This window comes from Pirellulales bacterium (genome assembly GCA_035546535.1).
In the GTDB taxonomy this organism is placed as follows: Bacteria; Planctomycetota; Planctomycetia; order Pirellulales; family JACPPG01; genus JACPPG01.
Genome location: DASZWQ010000184.1, coordinates 1 through 18580, shown reverse-complemented (window position 1 = coordinate 18580; position 18580 = coordinate 1). Strand labels below are relative to the sequence as shown.

17 protein-coding genes are annotated in these 18580 nt (G+C 63.8%); 3 read left to right on the top strand and 14 right to left on the bottom strand.

Annotated elements, in window-relative coordinates; all coding sequences use genetic code 11:
* Window positions 1-475, top strand: a 475-nt coding sequence (locus tag VHD36_21485; GenBank protein HVU89918.1) for an AAA family ATPase, incomplete at its 5' end; no start/stop codon positions are given.
* Window positions 476-504: 29 nt separating this feature from the next.
* Here VHD36_21485 and VHD36_21480 read toward each other — a convergent pair.
* Entirely contained in the window at window positions 505-2079 is a 1575-nt protein-coding gene (locus tag VHD36_21480) for a D-aminoacylase (protein HVU89917.1), read from the bottom strand.
* Window positions 2080-2389: 310 nt separating this feature from the next.
* On the opposite strand from VHD36_21480, the gene VHD36_21475 reads away from it, so the two are divergent.
* The gene (locus VHD36_21475) at window positions 2390-3379 is read left to right on the top strand and encodes a hypothetical protein (protein HVU89916.1); all 990 of its coding nucleotides are present in this window, start codon (window positions 2390-2392) and stop codon (window positions 3377-3379) included.
* A 116-nt stretch (window positions 3380-3495) separates the two neighbouring features.
* On the opposite strand, the gene VHD36_21470 is transcribed toward VHD36_21475, so the two are convergent.
* From VHD36_21470 to VHD36_21410, 13 genes are all read right to left on the bottom strand, one after another.
* Window positions 3496-3786 (bottom strand): twin-arginine translocase TatA/TatE family subunit, encoded by a 291-nt coding sequence (locus VHD36_21470; GenBank protein HVU89915.1) that lies wholly within the window; start codon window positions 3784-3786, stop codon window positions 3496-3498.
* Window positions 3787-3842: 56 nt separating this feature from the next.
* Window positions 3843-4028, bottom strand: a complete 186-nt coding sequence (locus tag VHD36_21465; protein ID HVU89914.1) for a twin-arginine translocase TatA/TatE family subunit — start codon at window positions 4026-4028, stop codon at window positions 3843-3845.
* A 40-nt stretch (window positions 4029-4068) separates the two neighbouring features.
* Entirely contained in the window at window positions 4069-4263 is a 195-nt protein-coding gene (locus VHD36_21460) for a twin-arginine translocase TatA/TatE family subunit (protein HVU89913.1), read from the bottom strand.
* 265 nt (window positions 4264-4528) lie between these two features.
* Complete coding sequence (locus VHD36_21455) at window positions 4529-6538, bottom strand: hypothetical protein (GenBank protein ID HVU89912.1); 2010 nt, start codon at window positions 6536-6538, stop codon at window positions 4529-4531.
* Between the two features lie 4 nt (window positions 6539-6542).
* Window positions 6543-6962: a biopolymer transporter ExbD gene (locus tag VHD36_21450; GenBank protein HVU89911.1), complete on the bottom strand. Its 420-nt coding sequence runs from the start codon at window positions 6960-6962 to the stop codon at window positions 6543-6545.
* 47 nt (window positions 6963-7009) lie between these two features.
* Window positions 7010-7864 carry a MotA/TolQ/ExbB proton channel family protein gene (locus tag VHD36_21445; GenBank protein ID HVU89910.1) on the bottom strand — a complete coding sequence of 285 codons (855 nt, stop codon included), beginning with the start codon at window positions 7862-7864 and terminating at the stop codon, window positions 7010-7012.
* A gap of 56 nt (window positions 7865-7920) precedes the next feature.
* Complete coding sequence (locus VHD36_21440) at window positions 7921-10407, bottom strand: tetratricopeptide repeat protein (protein ID HVU89909.1); 2487 nt, start codon at window positions 10405-10407, stop codon at window positions 7921-7923.
* A gap of 99 nt (window positions 10408-10506) precedes the next feature.
* The gene (locus tag VHD36_21435; protein HVU89908.1) at window positions 10507-11088 is read right to left on the bottom strand and encodes a hypothetical protein; all 582 of its coding nucleotides are present in this window, start codon (window positions 11086-11088) and stop codon (window positions 10507-10509) included.
* A gap of 313 nt (window positions 11089-11401) precedes the next feature.
* Complete coding sequence (locus VHD36_21430; GenBank protein ID HVU89907.1) at window positions 11402-12499, bottom strand: BON domain-containing protein; 1098 nt, start codon at window positions 12497-12499, stop codon at window positions 11402-11404.
* Between the two features lie 517 nt (window positions 12500-13016).
* On the bottom strand, window positions 13017-13298 hold the full coding sequence (locus tag VHD36_21425) for a hypothetical protein (GenBank protein ID HVU89906.1): 282 nt from the start codon (window positions 13296-13298) through the stop codon (window positions 13017-13019).
* A 352-nt stretch (window positions 13299-13650) separates the two neighbouring features.
* On the bottom strand, window positions 13651-15582 hold the full coding sequence (locus VHD36_21420; GenBank protein HVU89905.1) for a redoxin family protein: 1932 nt from the start codon (window positions 15580-15582) through the stop codon (window positions 13651-13653).
* Between the two features lie 275 nt (window positions 15583-15857).
* On the bottom strand, window positions 15858-16844 hold the full coding sequence (locus VHD36_21415) for a phosphoglycerate dehydrogenase (protein HVU89904.1): 987 nt from the start codon (window positions 16842-16844) through the stop codon (window positions 15858-15860).
* A gap of 241 nt (window positions 16845-17085) precedes the next feature.
* The gene (locus VHD36_21410) at window positions 17086-17538 is read right to left on the bottom strand and encodes a thioredoxin family protein (protein ID HVU89903.1); all 453 of its coding nucleotides are present in this window, start codon (window positions 17536-17538) and stop codon (window positions 17086-17088) included.
* Window positions 17539-18153: 615 nt separating this feature from the next.
* Here VHD36_21410 and VHD36_21405 point away from each other — a divergent pair.
* A partial coding sequence (locus VHD36_21405) for a Gfo/Idh/MocA family oxidoreductase (GenBank protein HVU89902.1) occupies window positions 18154-18580 on the top strand: 427 nt, incomplete at its 3' end.

Sequence of the window (18580 nt, the reverse complement as noted above, 5' to 3'; positions counted from 1 at the left end):
TCTGCAAACCGACGCCCTGCGCCGCGAGCTTCTTGGCCCGAGGACAGCCAACGACGCAGTGATTGAAGGATTCGACGAGGGGCGCTATGCGCCGGCCCATCGCCAGCGCGTTTACGAGGAAATGCTTTCGCGGGCCGCGGCGCGTCTGGCTGATCGGGAGAGCGTCATTCTGGATGGTACCTTTCTCGCTGCCGAATTGTTGCGCCGCGCGGCCGCGATGGGTAACGACGCCCGGGCGGCGGTGCTCGTCGTGCGCTGTCACTGCCCGGACGAAGTCGCGCGGACGCGCGTCGCGGCCCGGCTGGCCGCCGGAGGCGACTTGTCCGAGGCTCGGCCGGAACTCTTCGACCGGCAGCGCCTGGCGCTGGAGGCGGTGGCTGATGGCATCGCGAACGTCGAGGTCGATACGACGCGGTCGCTTGCCGAGCAGGTGGCCGCGGTCATCGAGCGGCTGCGGAGTTTGGTCGCCGCATAGGACGAATCGAGACTTGCGACGCGCTGACTTCAGGCGCGGTACCGCAGGGCCCGGCCTGGAAGAGGTCCATCGAAGCGGTCGATCGGCGCGCCGGCGGCGACGATCGGCGTACCATTGACGATCACGTGCTCGACCCCCACGGCATGCTGCTGCGGATCGGCGTAGGTGGCGCGGTCCGTGATCGTGTCGGGATTGAAAACGACCAGGTCGGCGAACGCGCCTTCTTCGATCACACCACGATCAGTGAGGCCGAAGCGCGTCGCGGGAATCGACGTCATCTTGCGCACAGCCTCTTCCAGGGTGAAGAGTCGGCGCTCGCGCACGAGCGCCCCCAAAATCCGCGGCGCCGAGCCGTATTGCCGCGGATGGACCAGCGCATCGGGGAAATAAATGCCGTCGCTGCCGAGCATGAAGCGCGGATGGGCGAGAAACGGCTCGACCAGCGAATCGTCCGCCAGGTGAAAAACGCAAGTCACGGCCAGGTTTTCTTCGATCAACAGGTCGCACAGTGCATCGGCCGGCGGGCGCGCCACGCGGCGCGCATATTCAGCCAGCGACAAGCCGCGCAAATGCTGATTATCGACGCTGCCGACCCAGGCGATCCGAATGTTTTCCAGGCTCACGGCACCGTCGGCCAGTTGCGCGGCGAAATGCCGCCGGACGGTTGGGTCCGCCAGCCTGGCCAGCACGCCCAAGGGACCGTTTTCCCACACCTCGTACGGCAGCAGTTGGTTCAGCATCGAGCTGCCGGGCAGATAGGGATAGATATCGAACGAAAAATCGACTTCGTGTACCGCTGTGTTGTCGATGTAGGCCAGCAGCTCTTCGGCTTCGCGCTGGTTGGCACCTTTCAAGTGCGAGATATGGACGGCCACTCCCGCGCGGCGGCCGATCTCGACCGCTTCGCGCACGCCAGCGAGCGTGCCGCGCTTGTAGCGCACGTGGGTGACATAGACGCCTGCGGCAGCGGCGCTAGCGGCAATGACTTCGACCAGCTCGTCAGTCTCGGCGAAGAACTGCGAGACGTAGTCCAAGCCGGTCGAGACGCCGGTTGCTCCCTCGTCCATGCCACGGCGCACTTCGTAGCGCATGCGGCGCAACTGGCTATCGTCCGGTCGCCCGCGTCCCCAACCGACCTCCATGACGCGCACGTTGGCATAGCACACCTGCGCGATCACGTTCTGCACCGTGCGACGATCCAAGAGCTGCATATAATCGCCGATCGATTGCCACCCTTCGTAATCGTGCAGGGCCAGTCCGTTGAGCGAGCGCAAGTAATACAACCACTGCGGGGCGAGCGCCGTGGTGGTCGGCGCGTAAGAGATGCCGTCAGACATCAGTACTTCGGTCGTGAAGCCCTGCAATGTCTTCGAGGCGAAGTGGGGTATCTTCAACAACCAGCCATCGGAATGGTTGTGGACGTCGATGAAGCCGGGCGCGACGATCAGCCCTGTTGCATCGATGGTCGCCGCAGCGCGGGCGTCGGCCAGCGCGCCGGTGGCCGCGACGCGATCATTGCGCACCGCCACGTCGGCTCGCGCGCGCGGCTTGCCCGAACCATCGATGACGGTGCCGCTACGAATCAGTAAGTCGAAATCAGCCATAGGCCTGGCAACCCTTGCTGGCACAGCGGGCGGTTATTGCGCCCCAGAAACAAAAGGCACGCACGGCGCTGAAACAAGCGGCCAGCGCGAGATAAGCCTAACGCGACACTTGCTGGCGCCGCAAGCACTGCGGTCCTTCGCATCGCCAACGGCGCGATTCAGGCAATTCGTGCGATTTGCATTCGCGCGGTCGTTGTGGCGAATTGCGCGGGCGACGGTCGCCGCGGCTGCACTGGTTACTGCGGGGTATCCGATAAGCCGGAAGTACGCGCTCGCAAGTTCTCTCATCCACCGTCGCTGGGCCAGGGCCATGAAGATCAAGCACGCGATTGCTAGCTGGTTAATTGCCGCCTGTGGCATGTCGTTCTGCACAATGGTCCCCGCCCAGGCAGCGGGGCTGGTGCCCGGCACCGGCCAAGTGCTCGATATCGTCGGCGACGATTTCGAAGATCCCGAGTGGAGCTATAACTTCAACAGCCCCAAGGCCAGCGTCGACCTTGATAAAAACGCGCGTCTTCCGGCCGGACGGTCGAAGAACGGCCGCTGGCGCGAGAATATCGATCGCGGCCAGCCCGACGTCATGCAGCGCGTCCCCACGCCCGAAGGGGGCCTGGAAGGAAGTGCCTGGTCGCTGTTGATGGCCTCGAAAGCGACGGGCATTCCCGGGCAGTTGACGCGCAAAGGCGAGCAAGACGACGTCTTCATGAGCGTGAATGCGCGGATCGGACGCTATATCCCCGTAGGGCAGGGGCCAAGCGTCGTGGTGCGCGTTTATGTTCCGCCGTTCGAGGAATTTGAAGAGCGCAGCGGCTCGTCATTCGGCCTGCGCGCTACGGTGCGCGGGAAGAAACCGGATAAGGACGAAACCGAGCCGTATTGGCCGGGCATCTTCGTCAACTACAAGCGGCCGGCCGACCGGTCGAAGAAAGAGGCGCCCGCCTACTGGGTCATCCGCGCGTCGAATCCCGGCGGCGACTATCGCATCACTCCGATCAAGGAGAGCGGCTGGTACACGTTGGGCATGTCGTTTACGGGCGACGGCATGATTCACTACTACGTGCGGCAGGGGGTCGGCGATCTGACAGCCGCGAATCGCGTGGGGTCGCAGTTCCCCTACAACTTCCAGTGCCTGTACTTCATCGATGTCTTCTTCGACATCTTTGGCTCGAACGACGGCCAGAACTGGACAACCGGCTGGATCATCGATGACCCGGCCGTGTTTCTGGCCTACCCGCCCCGCCAGCCGTACACGCTGGTGCAGGCGCGCAAGCCCTCCACGGCAAAACGTCCGGCGCGATAGGTCGGGCGCTCGGTCGCCAGAAGTCGGCGGAGTGAGGGGGCGCGCAACGCTAGCGCAGCGAGCGAAACAGGGTAAACGCCGAAAGGCTCGGCGCAGCGGGGAATGCGTCCGCCGGCTTAGGCCCCGACGGTATTCTCGTTCTTCGGTTCGACGGCCGTGGGCTCGCTCGTGGGCGGAACGAACTTCGGGGCGGTCGCTTCGTCGCGATCGTCGGCCGGCGGATAGTTCGTGACGCGGCTGGGACGCGAGGAGGCGGTGTTTACCTCGTCTTCAATGCCGCTGAGCCCCTTCTTGAACTCGGTCATGCTCTTGCCCAGCGAACGGGCCACGCTCGGCAAACGGCTGCCGAAGAGCAGCACGGCAACGGCGCCCACGATCGCGATTTCCATCGGGCTCAGACCAAACATAGCTCTGTCCTCATTCTTCTAGTGCGTGCGGAAGCGTTCTAATGCCCGTCGTGCGGCTATCGAGCGACCAACGCACCTGCTTGATCGTCGTCGTCATCCTCTCCGATTTTACGGATCGGCTCGTTGATTTCGTTCAGACCTTTTTTGAATTCCGTCATGCTTTTGCCCAGCGAACGGGCCACGCTCGGCAAACGGCTGCCGAAGAGCAGCACGGCAACGGCGCCCACGATCGCGATTTCCATCGGGCTCAGACCGAACATCGTGCAGGTTACTCCGGCGCATCTATTTCTTGGCTTGCGTCACGGGGGGTGCGGTCCCCTCGGAATCGTCCTCGATGCCCTGGACCCCCTTCTTGAACTCCACGACGCTCCGTCCGACCGAGCGCATGACGCTGGGCAGCCGGTTGCCGAAGAGCAACAGGATCACGGCTCCAACAATCAGAATCTCGGTAGGACCGATCATGGCGAGGGGGAGCATACAATCCTCTTTCGAGATTCGCCGGTCGAGGGCCGACCGACAAGGGAGCCAGAAGGTGTTCGAGGCAGGATTTTTCGAGGTCGCGCCGGCCCGCAGAGCGTGATGCCAAGGCCACAACGCGTTGGGTAGGCGCAACCACCCTACCTGCTTAATTTTACTGACAGCTAGTGGCCAGTCAAATCAATTGCCGCCGGCCTGGGAAAAGGCGAGATTTCGCCCGCGGCAAACCCGCTTTCTCCGGTAGGGTGCCCTGCGGGCACTGGTCTTACTTGGCCGTCTTCAGCCGACCGGCCGTGGCCTCGCCTCCCACCGCATTATAGAGCGGCAGGTAGCGGTAATAGACCTCGAGGCACAGAGCCCCCAGCGACGTCGAGAAGACGCGGCCGCCGTAGCCGCCCCACAAGGGATCGGGGTCCCAACTGCCCGATCCGTCGCCCGATCCGACCTGGCTGTTGACGAGCGCCGTGCTCACCGCCTCGTTCCACTTCACCCAGCGCGGGCCTTGCAGGCGAAACATCGCCAGCGTGCCGTAGTACCAGTAATAGAAGTTCGGCGCACCCTGGCCCGGCAACTGTCCCAGCAGGAAATCGCGGGCTTCGTCGCCGGCGCCGGCCACGGGCAGATCGAGGAACTCGCGACAGACCAGGGCTTCGGCCGTCATCGAATGCGTGGCCTGTTCCTCCGGCCGGTAAGACGCGAGACCACCGCTTGTGCCCGACGAGACGCTGTTCAAGTAGCGAATGATTCCCTGCCGCGTCCGCTCGGGAATGGCCACACCGGAGAATTCAGCGCTCTTGAGCGCCATCAACTGCCAGCCGAGCTGGCTGGTGTCGCCTCGTTCGCCGCGCGGGTAAGGAGGCTTGTAGCGCCAGCCACCGGTGGCCAGATTTTGCGCGGCGACGGTGTAGGCAATCGCGCGACGAACGGGGCGCGCCAGGTTTTCGTCGCCGGTCATGGCCGACGCTTCGCACAGCGCCAGCGTCGCCATGCCGTGGCAGTACATATGAGCGAAGAGTTCGGCGTTGCCTGCCAGATTGCCATCGGCCGCTTGTGAGGAGAGCAGGAAATCGATCCCGCGCTTCACGGTGGCGGCGTGCGCGCCGCTTTGATGTGTATGACCGGATCCCAGAAAGGCGAGTAGAGCCAGGCCGGTCAGCCCTGTATCGGCCTGGGCCCCTGCGCTTTTGCGATCGTGACCGTGCGTGAGCGTTTCGCGTCCCGCGCCGTGATCGCTGGCATCCCAACGCCCGTCGGCGGCCTGGTGCTTGACCAGCCAGTCGAGCGCGGCGTTGACCGCCGCTTCGGTCTGAGCCGAGCCGCCGTAGCTTTCGGCGATGCGCAGACGGTTGGCGGCGGCGCGCTCGCGATACATCTCCGGCACGACGTGCGCGCCCTCGGGCGCCGCAGGAGCGTCCGGGTTTTCGGTCGGTTTGGCGGCCGTCACCGTCGGCCGCGGGCGTATCGCCACCAACGGGCCGAAATCGGCTTCCTCCGCCGGCACGGCGCTTGCGGTGCGCGCCGTCGTTTGGCCAGCCAGCAGGGCGTCGTCTGTCGCCATGCTGTTCACATCCGCCAAGGGCGCCGCGGCCGGGGCATCGATCCGCGGCGCCGTATCCACTGCCGCGGCCGCGGAGGCCGCCACTGCTGCCGCCTCGGGTAACGGGTCGAGGCTCGACGGTCGCACGTCGACCGGCGCTGCCGCAGGCTCGGTTTGCGCGGCAACCTCGATCGGCTCGGGCGCTACTTGCGGCGCTGCGTGACTCGTTTCAGGGGCCGCGATCGGCGGTTCTTCGTGCGCGTGCGCGATCGTCGGAATCGCGATGGCGGGAGCCGCGGCGATCGGCACTGCGGAATCGAGCGGTTTCAGCGATTCATCGAGCGGTGCCTCGACGAGCTGGGGATCGACAGGCGGGGATTCGGACGGGGCGTCCCAGGGCGCCGTCTCGTGCCCGCCATCCTGTCCGTTCGCAATCCCGGGAGCGTCGACGGTGTCGTAACCCACCAGGTCGGTAATGCGTATGGCCGTGCCATGCCCGCGCCCGTGGCCGCCGGGGTGCGAGCGGACGATATGGACGGTGGTGGCGTAGGCGATGAACAGCAGGTGCGCGAACAACGACAGGATCACGCACTTGCGTAGCGGCTGTTCATGCCCCCAGCGCGTGCGCATGAGGATCACGAGGGCAACGGTGATTGCCGCGACGCCGCTCCACACCAGCCCGACGACGACGCGCGGGCTGAGGAGAAAATCGAGCAGCGGCTGCACGAGCGCACTCATCCGGCTATCTCCGTCGCCCGTCGACTTTCACCGAGATTGCGAGCTGCGCGATACCCGCCTGCTTGCAGGCGTTCAGAACGTCGGCCACGCGCTGGAATTCGCCGCTGCCGTCGCCGCGTACGAGTACGCCCAGGTCGGCATACTGCTTGCGTGCGCCGGTCAATTTGGCCGTGAGTTCGGCGAGGGAGATGCTTTTGCCGTCGAGCATGATTTCGCCGTCGCGATAGACGTTCACGACGCGTTGATCCGGGGCACTTGTCAGCGCGCCACGGTCGCTGACGCGCGGCACTTCGAGCGCGATCTTGCGTTCCTCTTGGGCGAATTTCGTTCCGACCATGAAGAAGATGATCAACAGGAACACGATGTCGATCATCGACGTCATGTTCAAGCTGGGCATTTCGTCGAGTTGCGTTTTCAGTGGCATGGCAGCGGCGCCTTGATGTTTGATGCGTGGCGTGCGACGCGCGGCGGTCAGGCGGCTTCGCGGCGCGCTCGCGAGGTACGTGGCTTTTCGCTTTCGGCGATGGCCTCGGCCGAGATTTCGTGAACCAGCTCCTGGCCCAGGCTGTCCATTTCGATCACCAGCCGGTCGACGCGCCCCAGGAAGAACAAGTACGCGGCCAGGGCGGGAATGGCCACGGTCAGCCCGCCGGCAGTCGTGAGCAAGGCTTCGCTGATGCCGCCGGCCAGCATTTCTTGCTTGCCCATGGCGTCGCTGGCCGAGATCTGATTGAACGAATGGATCATGCCGAACACGGTTCCCTGCAGCCCGAGCAACGGGGAAATCGTGGCGATGGCGTTGAGTACGCGCAAGTAGCGGCGCAAACCGTTCACCGCGCGCTCACCACCGTCGAGCAACGCTTGTTCGATTTCGACCGCCGGGCGACCCCATTTACGCACGCCGTGCGCGAGCACCTGCGCCGCGGGGCTGCCGTTTTCTTCGCACAGCACCAGCGCCTGATCGCGGTCCAGTTCGCCTTCGTGCAGACGGTGCATGAAGCGCTTGACGAACGGCCGCGGTATGACGCGACCGGTGCGCAGCGAGATAGCGCGCTCGAAGGTGAACACAAGCAGCACGAACGAGCAGCAGAGGATGGGGATCATCATCACGCCGCCGGCCTTGACGATCGAGAACAAATTCTTCTCGGAAAAGGCAACCGGTGTCGGCGGCGCGCCCCCCTCGGCGTCGACCGATGCCGCCGCTTCCGTCTGCGCGGCCGAAGATTGCGCGGCGCTCGATCTTGCGAGGACCACGGGCAGTACCAGCCCGGCGACGGCGACCAAAAGCGCCAGCCGCAAATAGAGTTTGGAAGCCGAGGTACGCATGGTTCGTGGTCCTGTGAAGGTTTGCCGCCGCATGGGGATGACGAGTGGATGTTCGTTCATCGTCGGAGTTTGGCGAGCCGCAGGGCGGCCTCCTGGTCGAAGTTGGTGTCGGGAAATTCGCGCAGCAGCCGCTGATAGGTGGCGGCGGCTTCGCCTGGCCGTTTGAGTTGTTCCTGGCACTTGCCCGCTTGCAGCAAGGCGGCCGCTTGCCAGTGGGGAAAGGCGTGCAGAATCTCGACTTTCAGGTATTCCGCCAGAGCGGCCCGATAGTCGCGCTGGTGCATGTAAGTTTCGCCGATCATCCACTGGGCCATCGCCCCGGTTTCGGATTTGCGACCGGTCGGCGACGTCAGAACGCGACGATAAGCCTGCCGGGCCTCGTCGAATTCGGCCCGCGCCGCGTGGGCCCGGCCGACGATGTAATCCGCCTCGTACTGTTGCGGAAAGTCGGGAAACTGCCGCGTCAGAGCCTCGGCCATGTCCAAAGCTTCGGTCCATTGTCCGGCGTGGGCGTAGATCTGTGCGCGGCGCAGCGGAATCATGGCCCGCCACGGGGCGGCCTGGTCCGCGGCGTCGCCGGAAAGCCTTTCGTCAAGGGCGGCGAAACGTCGCGCGGCGTCCTCGAATTGTTCCTGATGGTAGGCCGCTTCGGCGATCCAATATTCGGCGGCGGCGCGCAACGGCGAGTTGCGATCGCTGGCGATGAGTTTTTCCAAGGGCGCCGCCACGGCCGGCCATTTCTCCTGGGCCGCCGCCGATTGTCCGCGCAGGAACAACCAGCGCGCTTGCACGTCGGCCGTTAGCGACTTGTCGTCGAGGGACTCCAAAAGCTCGTCGGCGCGATCATACTGTCGCTTTTGAATTTCCTCCTGCGCCAGCCGACACGTGGCTTCGGCAAAGAATTCGCTGTCGGGATACTCGCTTCGCAACCGGGCCAACAGGTCATGGCCGGCATCCTGCTTTTCGGCACGCAATTCCGCGCATGCCCAGCGATAAAGGATCGCATCGCCATCGGGCTTGTGGGCCGGCCGTGCGAGTAGTTTTTGATAATACTTGCCGGCGTCGGCGAATCGCTTTAACGACACGCAAATTTGGGCAGATCGCGCCAGAGCGTCGTCGGCTTCCGGCCGCGCTTCGTGGTTCTTTACCACGGCGGCATACGTTGCGAGCGCTTCGTCCGGGCGATCGAGCTGTTCGAGGATCTGGCCTCGCAATAATTCGGCTTCGGCTGCGCACGGTGCCTGTGGATATCGTTCGGTGAGCCGCACCAGCGTCGTTGCGGCGTCGTTCGCGTGGTCAGCAGCAAGCTGGGCTCGGGCCAGCCCAAGCAAGCCGCGGGCGGCAGGATCGGCGAAGGACTCTTCGTGGGAGAGCGACTCGTACAACGCGCTGGCCCAGGATGTTTCCTGATGCTCCAGGGCTGTGTCAGCCAGGATCTCGGTTGTCGTGAGACGGAGTTCGTCGCCTGGGTGCGCGTCGAGGAATGATTTGTAGGCGGTTCGCGCCTTATCGAAATGTTTTGCCGCGGCGTAACAGGTCGCCAGTTCGGCCAAGGCGGCCGATTGCCGCTCGGCAGTGGTCGCGGCATCGGCTGCAGCGCTTAGCAACGGTGCGGCCGCGTCGAGATTACCCTGCGCCTTGCGCGTGAGCCCGAGCCAGTAGCGCGCTTCACCGCGCAACAGGCCATGATCGGTCAGGGGATCGAGCGCGGCGATCGCCTCGTCGTACTTCTTCAAGTGATACAGGGAGCGAGCGCGTCCTAGCCGGGCACGATCTCCTAACGACTGCTGTGCGGCCGGCGCATGATCGTCGCTTGCGTCGCCTGCCATCGACGCGCACAAGGCGAACTCTTGATCGGCCGCCTGATAATCGGCAGCCGCATACGCGTAGAGCGCCAAGCGGAAATGCGCTTCGGGCGCTTTCGCCCCGCCGCCCGCGACAAGATTCGTGAGCAATTGCCGCGCGTCATCGGGGCGACGCTGCCGCTGCCACACTTCGGCCAGACCCAGCCGGCAATCGTCGGCCAATGGTCCGGTCAGATCGCCGTCGAGAGCCTGGCGGAAATGATGTTCGGCGTCGTCGATGCGCTCGCCCGCCAGCGCCATCTCGCCACGGTAGGCAAAAGCGAATGGAGCGAGCTTGTCGTGCAGAAAGCGCTCGCAAAACTTTTCCAGCTCGCGCTCGGCATCGACGGATCGGCCCGCCAGGTACTGGGCTTCGCCAGTACGAAACAAGGCCTTGCGGGCCAGGTCAGCGCTGGTCGAGCGCTGCGCGGCGGCAAAGTGCTGCGCCGCGGACGAAAAATCACGGAGTTGTACGAGCGCTTCGCCCAGGTAGAACTGTGCCTGGTCGCTGCGCGTGTCGCGCGGGTGATCCTTGAGGAAGGTGCGAAACTCGGCCGCGGCCAGGTCCCAGCGCTTGTGCTGGTAGTGTACGGCCGCCAGCCGATATTGGTCATCCGCCTGGTCCGCGCGGAGCGTCGCCGTCGGCCCGAAGGCTAGCGACAGCGCGGCACAGGCCGCTATGACGAAGCGCGGTTGCATGGCAACCTTCTCTCATAAACCGATGGCCTCGGCGGCGTTCTCGAAATGCTTTGCAGCGTTGCGTGCCAGGCGCGAGGCACATCAGACCAAGGTTCTGATTTAGGGGATACCAATGTCCTTGTCGTCGACGTTCCCCACCATGTGCAGGTGGTTGTGGTCGATGTAGATCACCTCGCGGGCGTCTTCGTCGACCGTGGTCGTCGGCACCGGATATCCGCAGCGCGTCGTATCGCTGTAGTACACCGTACACTTGTAATGGCAGTGGTGATGCTGCGCCGGACCGATCAGCGGGTAGAAACGCGGCGGATCGGTGTAGTCGGCGATTTTCTCGATCGTCATGCGGACGTTGTTACGCTGCTTCTCATACAACAGCGGCACGTTACCCGACACGGGATGGATCTTTTCCAAGGCCCGCATCACTTCGTCGGGGCTGGGAGGATCCAGAGCGACCGGCTCATCGGGGCCGGTGACCGGGCCGAGGATCGGCACCCGCTCGTAGCGCTCGTGTACCCAGAACTTGTCTTCGTGCTTCTTCTGGTAGTACGGGCTGACGGGCACCGGCCAGGGAAACTGCCACATGGGGCCCGACGCGGTGGCGAGCGGCCACATGCAGCCGCTCGCGGTGAAAACCGGGAGCGCCGAAGCGACCAGCAACAGAATTCTCACGTGACGAGCTGACATGGCAGCAATCCCCCCTCGAAAATCGGCCGTCCGAACGACGCTTTCCGTTCGTCATTCCTTGCCTGGCAATCAGCTGCGTTTGCATTACGTGCGATACTCGGCGCACGAACCCAATCACCAGATGAGGTTGTTATCGTGTCAAACTGTGCCGAACTTGCGGGTTTTTCCGGTGAGGCGAGAAAATGCCCTTGCGTGATTCGCACGCCTCGGCGCAGCACGTGATCGAGCGCTGCCTTGCAGCAAAAAGAACAGGCCCCGCTCTTTGCAAAGCGGGGCCTGTGAAGTTTCTGGCACCGAGACGCGGCGCGAATGCTTACTGCTTGAAGTTCAGCATCCACCAACCATCGTCCCATTCCAGCATCACCTTGCGCCAGCCGAGCGGCACTTGGGGATACGGATAGAACGGACCGATGTAGGGCCAGGCCGTGGGCGAGTATTGTCGCGGATAGGCCACGGCGGCGTAGTTCGGATACGAAGCGTAGCTCGGCCACGCGTAGTTCGGCATATACGGCTGGTCGTAGCGCGCCGGAGCGACGCCGCCGCTGACGGCCGGCACACCCATGGGGGCCGGGCCACCATAGCCGCCGCCGCCAGGGCCGCCACCCATGCCGCCTGCGCCCGGAGGGCATTGCCCCATCGCGGCGCCGGCCGCGGCGCCCGCCACGCCCAAGGGGGCCATGGCCACGCGCATCGCGGGATTCTGCATCATCTGGCCCTGCATCATTTGGCCCTGCATCATTTGGCCCTGCATGGGTCCTTGCATCATCTGACCTTGCATAGGTCCTTGCATCATGGGGCCCTGCATCATCGAACCTTGCATGCCTGGCCCTTGCATCATGGGGGCCTGCATCATTTGCGCGCCATCGCTCGGCGTGAACGATTCCGGCACGTTCTGCGAGACCTGCTGCACGGCATAGGCCTGCTGCGAGGGGCGCCGAGCGGCCGCAACCGCCGGCTTCTTTCCCTTGCTCAAGAGGCCCTTGTTGGCGCTCTTCGCCGGGATCGAAGGATCGGGGAAGATCGTTTTGCGCATCGTGGTCATGCCCTCTTCGACGGCGCCTTGCGCGTCGGCCGCCATCTGGGCGGCACCGGCCTCGAGCTTCGATTGCTGCATGCCGCCGGCGGATTTCTTGCTCGACTTGATCTCGAGATGGTTCACGACTTTGCTCACGCCCGGCATGGACGAAGCCATTTGCACGGCGACCTGGGCCTGCTGCTGGCTGGACACCTGGCCATTGAGGTAGACGACGTCGTCCTTGGTGGTGACGCCGATCTTGTAGTCGGACAAGCGTCCGCTGTCGCGCAAGGTAGCGGCGACCGCCTGTGAAAATTCCTTATTGTCGGCCGACGCGATGCTCGGCCAGACAGTGGCCGCGGCGCACGTCGCCAGCGCGAAGAAAAAACGTCGCATGCTCCGTCCCTCCCTTTCGATCGCAAGCGTGTAATGATTCTTGGCGAAGATCGCTCGTTCCTTCGCGCTAGGGGCTCATTTCTTATGACGTGCCGACTTCGCGTGGTCTGTTTCGCCCCATGACCGTCTGACCGGACATAGGGGGCACGCGGCGGTCGTCGTGAGCAAATAAGATCCGTACACGTCGGTGCGGCCGGGGTCGGACGAATCGCGCCCGATGCTAGTAACGGCCTGGAAGATGCGACGAACCCCCCGCGCAACCTCCCTGCACGATCGAATTGCCTGGATATAGATTTCGACCTGAAGCTCTGCGGAAGGTAGCCTTTTTTTCGATTTTGCCGACTTTGGCGGTCCTTCGGGCGAAGACCGGCAAACGAGGCAATCGTGATAGCGGTCAGAAAGGGTCGCGAGAGCGCGACAGCCGCTATGGAGCGGGGAAATCGAGGGCGGCTGCGGCGCACCGCTAAACAGGGAAGGCGCCTGCGGCGCACCGCTAAGCGAAGAGAAGAGTTGTTCGCTAGCGGGCCAGCGCCTTTTTACCGCCGTGGAAATCCCACACCGTGGTCAGCACCATCACGGCCAGCGTCGTGCCGGTAACGAGTGACCCGGCCGGGCTGGTCAACGCCATGGCCAGCGTCGTGACGCCGACGGCAGCCAGCAGCAAGAAGAACATGCCGTGAAAGGCGCCCTGGCGATGCGTCCCTTGGTGTACGCGCGCGAACCAGGCGCTGACCAGGCCGAGAGCTTGAACGGCGGCAAACCACCACAAAGGCACAAACGAATGAAGGTCGTGATGCATCGCGGCTCCACATCATGCGGAAGGGCGAGCGCCGCTGCCTGCGCAACATCAACTGCGCGAGCCAGGGCGAGGGGTCGTGGACAGTCGAGACGCGTTTGCGGGACGCGTCGCAACCGAGGGCCGGCATCCTTGACGGCTTGGGGCGAGCGTAGCAGCGAGTGGCGTGCCGGGAAAGATCATTTTTTCAACGCCGTCGCGCTGGCGACGGGAAGACGGCGATTTAACTCTCGCAGCGATCAGCAGGTTACGCCGACGAAAAAACCTCGGTGCGAAGGCGATTCTTCGCACCGAGGTCATGGGTTGCTAGCAGAGTTGACGACGGAGAGCGTTGCACGTTTTACAACACTCGCGGCTATTTTTTGCGAGCCGTCGACGGGTGCAAGATGTTGCCCACCTCGCGCTCCAGCTCCGTGATGTGGACGTTGCGATTCACCACCTTACCGTCTTTGCCCACCAGGATCATCGTCGGCAGGGTGAGGATGCCCAGTTCGTTGGCCAGCTTGCTATCGAGTCCGCCCGGCTCGAAGATCTGCGGCCAAGGGAGCTTGTGCTCCTTCAGGAATTCGGCCAGGTCCTCGGGTTTGTTATCCAGGCTGACGCCGATGATCTGCAGACCATCCTTAGCGTACTTGCTTTGCACTTCCTTGAGCTGGGCGAGATCGACCACGGCCGGCTCACACCAGGTGGCCCAGTACTGGATGAGCACCACCTTGTCCTTGAACTGGGCCAGGTTCACCGGGGCCGGTTTGCCGTTGACGTTCGTTCCCTTCAGGCCGATCGGCTTGCCCACGCAATCCAGGCGGGCGATGGCGCCGGTGGCTTTGCGGGCCGTGCCGGAATCGGGGAAGTTGGTGCGAATTTCGCCGTACCACTTCTTGGCTTCTTCGTCCTGGCCGGCGAACTCCTGAGCCATGGCCAATTGCAGCATGGCTTCGGCCGTGTCGGCACACTTGGGATGATCTTTGACGAACTTTTCCAGTCTGGCGAGCCAGTTGGCTTGCACCTTGCCGAACTCTTCGCCTTTCGCCAGCGCCGCACCGTATTCCGCAGTGATGTGACGGAATTCGACATAAGCCGCTAGCTCTTCGCCGGCCGGATCCTTGGCCAGCTTGCCGTGCAATTCCGCGAGGCGATCGACACCCTCGGGCCAAATGCCGGACTGCACCGTGGCACTCATGAAGTCGGCTGCCTGGCGAATCCATTGGGCACGATCTTCTGGAGCGCCGACCATGCCGGCAATCTCTTGCATGACCACGGCCTTTTGAGCGGCAATGTTCCCCTGCTCTTTGGGATCCGCAGCGTCGTCGGAAAGCTTATCGAGACGTTCCAACTCGGCGAGCAACCTCTGCGGCGGGCCCCCGGCATCTTTTTCCGCGTCTTCTTCGGCACGAGCGCTCGGGCGCGACGGGCCGAGCATGCCGGGGGGCGCGGTGGCTTCGCCCTCGCCCTCGATCTGTGGCAAGCCGATCAAACGCCACGTGTCGCCCGCCTTCACGAGCGTGCCGAGCTGCAGTTGCAAGTGCTTGCCATTCGACTCGGCGACAACCACGGCGTTGTCGTAAATCATCACGTCCTTGGTCGAGCCATCGGTGCCGGCCGGCATGATGCCAGGACGAGCGCCGCCGAATTGCAGCCAGCGAGCATCGGTGCCGACGGTCTTCTGCCCAGCGAGCAACTTATGGAATTGCTCGGGCGCGGAGGTGATTTTTGTTTTCAGTTCTTCGCTGCGCGCCTCGCCCAGCCCGAGCGCCTTCAGCTCGTCGGTCGTGAGCAGCAGGCGGGTAAAGCGGGCCGGGTCTTTGGCGCCGAGCGCGCGGACGAGCTCGTCGCTGGCTTCTTCGGCCGAGATTTCCTTCCACCGATCGACCTTGCCGTCTTCGTTCGTGTCCAGGCCCCAGCGCGTACCGGCCATGTTGAACCAGCGGCACTGGTCAGGCTTGCCGTTGAAGTCGGCGTCGATGTCGCGATAGACCTCGATGCCGTCCTGGTAGTAGCACCATTGATCCACGACGTTGTCGGCGTTCGTGTCGACAAAGCGGCGCAGGATCTGGCCGGCCTTGTCGCGGATCACCCAGCCCGTGTGGTTGTCGAACTTCTCGGGCTTGATCGTACACTGTTCGATGGTGTCTTTGGCGGGCGTGGTGAATTCGATTTCCTTCTGAACCGGCGTCAGCTTCAAGGCATCGGCGACGGTCGGCGCGGCGTGCGCGGCCTGACCGGTCCATGAAGCCAAGAGCAAGCTCGCTACGCCGCTGGTACGGCGAAGAGATCGAGGGATGGACATCGTTTGAGTTCCTTTATCCTGACCAGGAGCAACCCTAGCAGCCTGTCAGCCGCTGGCGCATGCGCGGCGCAAGTGCGTGTGCGTTGATATTCGACCTGAACGATCAGGTAACATGACCGAATCGCAGCGAATTTTTCGAGTCAACTCTGCCGGCGGAGCTCTCGTCCAGCCAGGCGAGTGGCAGCACGCTGGCAATGCCAGCGTGCGCGCAGGCACCCGATCGGTTCCCGCGTGGAACTAATCGTGGCGAATTGCATGCCCGATGCGTTCGGGTGCTACCACTTCCAGCCGCTGCGGATTTGCTGCTCGTTGACGACGCAGCCGTCGGGCCATTGGCCGCGTGAGAGATTCGCCAGACATTGGGCAGCCAGGCAGGCCATGGCCTCGGCCGACTCTTCGTCCAGCCCACCCATGTGCGGCGCCAGCACGACGTTGTCGAGCTTCACCAGCGGACTCGACGTCGGTAGGGGCTCGACCTTGAAGACATCAAGCCCCGCGCCGGCCAGTTGGCCGTTCTGGAGCGCTTCGACCAGCGCATCCTCGTCGATCAAGCCGCCGCGCGAAGTATTGATCAGCACCGCGCCGCGGCGCATCAAGCCGAGCGTGCGGCGATTGATCAAGTCGCGCGTTTCGGCCGTGGCCGGCAGGTGCAGACTGACAATGTCCGAGCGGGCCAGCAATTCTTCGAAGGAACACAGCTCGACGCCCTGCCGGGCGGCGAAGTCGCGATCGGCCACGGGATCGAACGCGATAACGCGCAGGCCCAGCCCCATGGCGCGCGGCACGACGGCGCGGCCGATGCGCCCCAGGCCCACCAGCCCCATGGTGCGTCCGGCCAAGCGCCACAGCGGGCGGCGCCCCCAGACGCCGCTGCGCACTTCGCGGTCGCGCCGGGCGACGTCGCGAAAGACACCGAACAAAAGCGCGATCGTCTGCTCGGCCACCGAATGTTCGTTGGTGCCCGGCGCGATCGTGACGGCAACTTTCAACTCGTTGGCGGCGGCCAAATTGATGGCATCGTAACCGACGCCTGCCCGGGCGATCGCGCGAACCTTGGAGGCTTTCAGCACTTCGGGCGTGTACGGTTCGGAGCCGGCCAGCACGCCGGAGACGCCTTCGAGATCCTTGATGAGCGCGGCCCCCTTGAGGTCGGGCTCGGCGACGGTCGGGAACGTGACTTCGAATCCGGCTTGTTCGAGAATGTCGCTGTACTTGCCGCGAACACCGTGCAGCAAGTAGGGAGTCACCAGGATACGTGGCATGGGAGTTCCACAGGCGGGAAAACGGGGAGAGACGACTTAGAGCGGCTGCGCAAAGGGCCGCGAGCGCGCGATCGGTTCTACCGCAGTCGCTTTCGGACTGCAAGCCGAGGGCCGCAGGTGCGGATAATGGGCCGTACACAATGAGCGGCCGAGCGCGAAGAAAAGCGTCCCCCGGGCGCCGTGAATCCGGCGCCGGGGGCGCGTGTATCTGAGGTCGAGCGATAGCCGCAAATCGAGGCTGCTACTCGCGCTCTTCGCCCGAGGGGCGGCTGGCTTCGGTGACCGAGCTGTCGGGAGCTTTGAGCCCTTCCAGGCCGCGGTTGATGAACGATTCGATCGTGGCCGGGTCCTGGGCGCCGACCAGCGACTCGCGCTTCCAGCCGGTCGGGGTCTCGCGGAACATGACCAGTTGCGGGATCGAGCCGCCGCGCATCAGCTGTTTGGCCAGCCCGCTTTCGTGATCCGTATTCACCACGGCATAGGAAACCTTGCCCAGGGCGCCGCGACGGGCCACTTGCGGCATCGCCGAATTCTTCATGGTCTGGCAGGCCGGGCACCAGTCGGCACCCACGAGCACCACCAGCGGCTTGCCGGTTTCGGCGGTCTTGGCACGGGCATCAGCGTACGTCTGCGAATTGGTGGTCGTCACTAAGGCGGCCGTTTGTAGGACGATGGCCAGAGAGATCGTCGTCATGTCGTTCTCCTTGATTACAAGTCAGGGGATCAGCGGGCCGGCGAATCGGGGGCCGGTAAGGCCGATCGTTGCGGGGATAAATGCGGCGTATCGAAGGCTTGCCTGACGGCAGGCCAAGGGCGGGCGATTACGCGAACGGGCTGCCAGCTAACACTCCATGGTCAACACATTCCCTGAGCACACGGTCGCAGCGAGCCAGCATTTCGTGATTGAACGCTTTCCAATCACACGAATGAGTCGCTGCTCGTTTCCTCCCTGTCGGTCCGTCGCCGTATGGAGCCGGCGGGCCAAATCGCCCCGGAGAATTCGACCAGTGTAACCGGGTGAGATGAATGTGCAACGATAAAGTGCGGTGAATTTTCCGGTTGGATAATCTTTGACGCTGCGCTGCCTGCGACTGGCTCTTTACTTACGAAAATCTGCGTGCGTCCCAAGTGCAAAAATTATTTGGACTTGGAACTGCAGAATGATTGAGCGAATCGGCGGGGATCGGGTACAATTTGTTCCCTTTATCACTCGGATTACCACCTCGCTCGAACCCGCCTGTAGCGGGGAAGCGGCGGGCCGATGCGCTGGCCCGCGGTTCGGTTCGTCACTTCGCGCTTTGCAATCTCAATGAAGCTTCGCGTCGGCCTTGTCGGCCTCGGCAGCAACTGGGAAGTCCGACATCGGGCTGCGCTACGTACGTTGAGCGATCGCTATGAAGTGCGCGCGATCTTCGACCAGGTCGCACTGCGGGCCGAACAAGCGGCGCGCGAGTTCAACGCGATTCAAGTCGATGGATTTCGCTCGCTCGCGCGGCGCGACGATATCGACGCGGTGCTGATGCTCTCGCCGCAATGGTATGGCTGCCTGCCCATTCTCGCGGCTTGCGATGCCGGCAAGGCGATCTATTGCGCCTTCAGCATGGAGCTGGACATGAGCCAGGCGCAACTGATCAAGGAGCGCGTCGAGCGGGCCGGTGTCGCCTTCATGGCCGAATTTCCGCGGCGGCAGTCGCCCGCCACGTTGCGGTTGAAGGAGCTGATCGCCACGCGGCTGG

Coding starts and splice junctions, on each gene's coding strand:
- VHD36_21435 (HVU89908.1), bottom strand. CDS start 11,088: ATGTCAGCTCGTCACGTGAGAATTCTGTTGCTGGTCGCTTCGGCGCTC.
- VHD36_21425 (HVU89906.1), bottom strand. CDS start 13,298: ATGCATCACGACCTTCATTCGTTTGTGCCTTTGTGGTGGTTTGCCGCC.
- VHD36_21430 (HVU89907.1), bottom strand. CDS start 12,499: ATGCGACGTTTTTTCTTCGCGCTGGCGACGTGCGCCGCGGCCACTGTC.
- VHD36_21450 (HVU89911.1), bottom strand. CDS start 6,962: ATGCCACTGAAAACGCAACTCGACGAAATGCCCAGCTTGAACATGACG.
- VHD36_21410 (HVU89903.1), bottom strand. CDS start 17,538: ATGACGACGATCTCTCTGGCCATCGTCCTACAAACGGCCGCCTTAGTG.
- VHD36_21455 (HVU89912.1), bottom strand. CDS start 6,538: ATGAGTGCGCTCGTGCAGCCGCTGCTCGATTTTCTCCTCAGCCCGCGC.
- VHD36_21420 (HVU89905.1), bottom strand. CDS start 15,582: ATGTCCATCCCTCGATCTCTTCGCCGTACCAGCGGCGTAGCGAGCTTG.
- VHD36_21480 (HVU89917.1), bottom strand. CDS start 2,079: ATGGCTGATTTCGACTTACTGATTCGTAGCGGCACCGTCATCGATGGT.
- VHD36_21460 (HVU89913.1), bottom strand. CDS start 4,263: ATGCTCCCCCTCGCCATGATCGGTCCTACCGAGATTCTGATTGTTGGA.
- VHD36_21465 (HVU89914.1), bottom strand. CDS start 4,028: ATGGAAATCGCGATCGTGGGCGCCGTTGCCGTGCTGCTCTTCGGCAGC.
- VHD36_21445 (HVU89910.1), bottom strand. CDS start 7,864: ATGCGTACCTCGGCTTCCAAACTCTATTTGCGGCTGGCGCTTTTGGTC.
- VHD36_21475 (HVU89916.1), top strand. CDS start 2,390: ATGAAGATCAAGCACGCGATTGCTAGCTGGTTAATTGCCGCCTGTGGC.
- VHD36_21440 (HVU89909.1), bottom strand. CDS start 10,407: ATGCAACCGCGCTTCGTCATAGCGGCCTGTGCCGCGCTGTCGCTAGCC.
- VHD36_21470 (HVU89915.1), bottom strand. CDS start 3,786: ATGTTTGGTCTGAGCCCGATGGAAATCGCGATCGTGGGCGCCGTTGCC.
- VHD36_21415 (HVU89904.1), bottom strand. CDS start 16,844: ATGCCACGTATCCTGGTGACTCCCTACTTGCTGCACGGTGTTCGCGGC.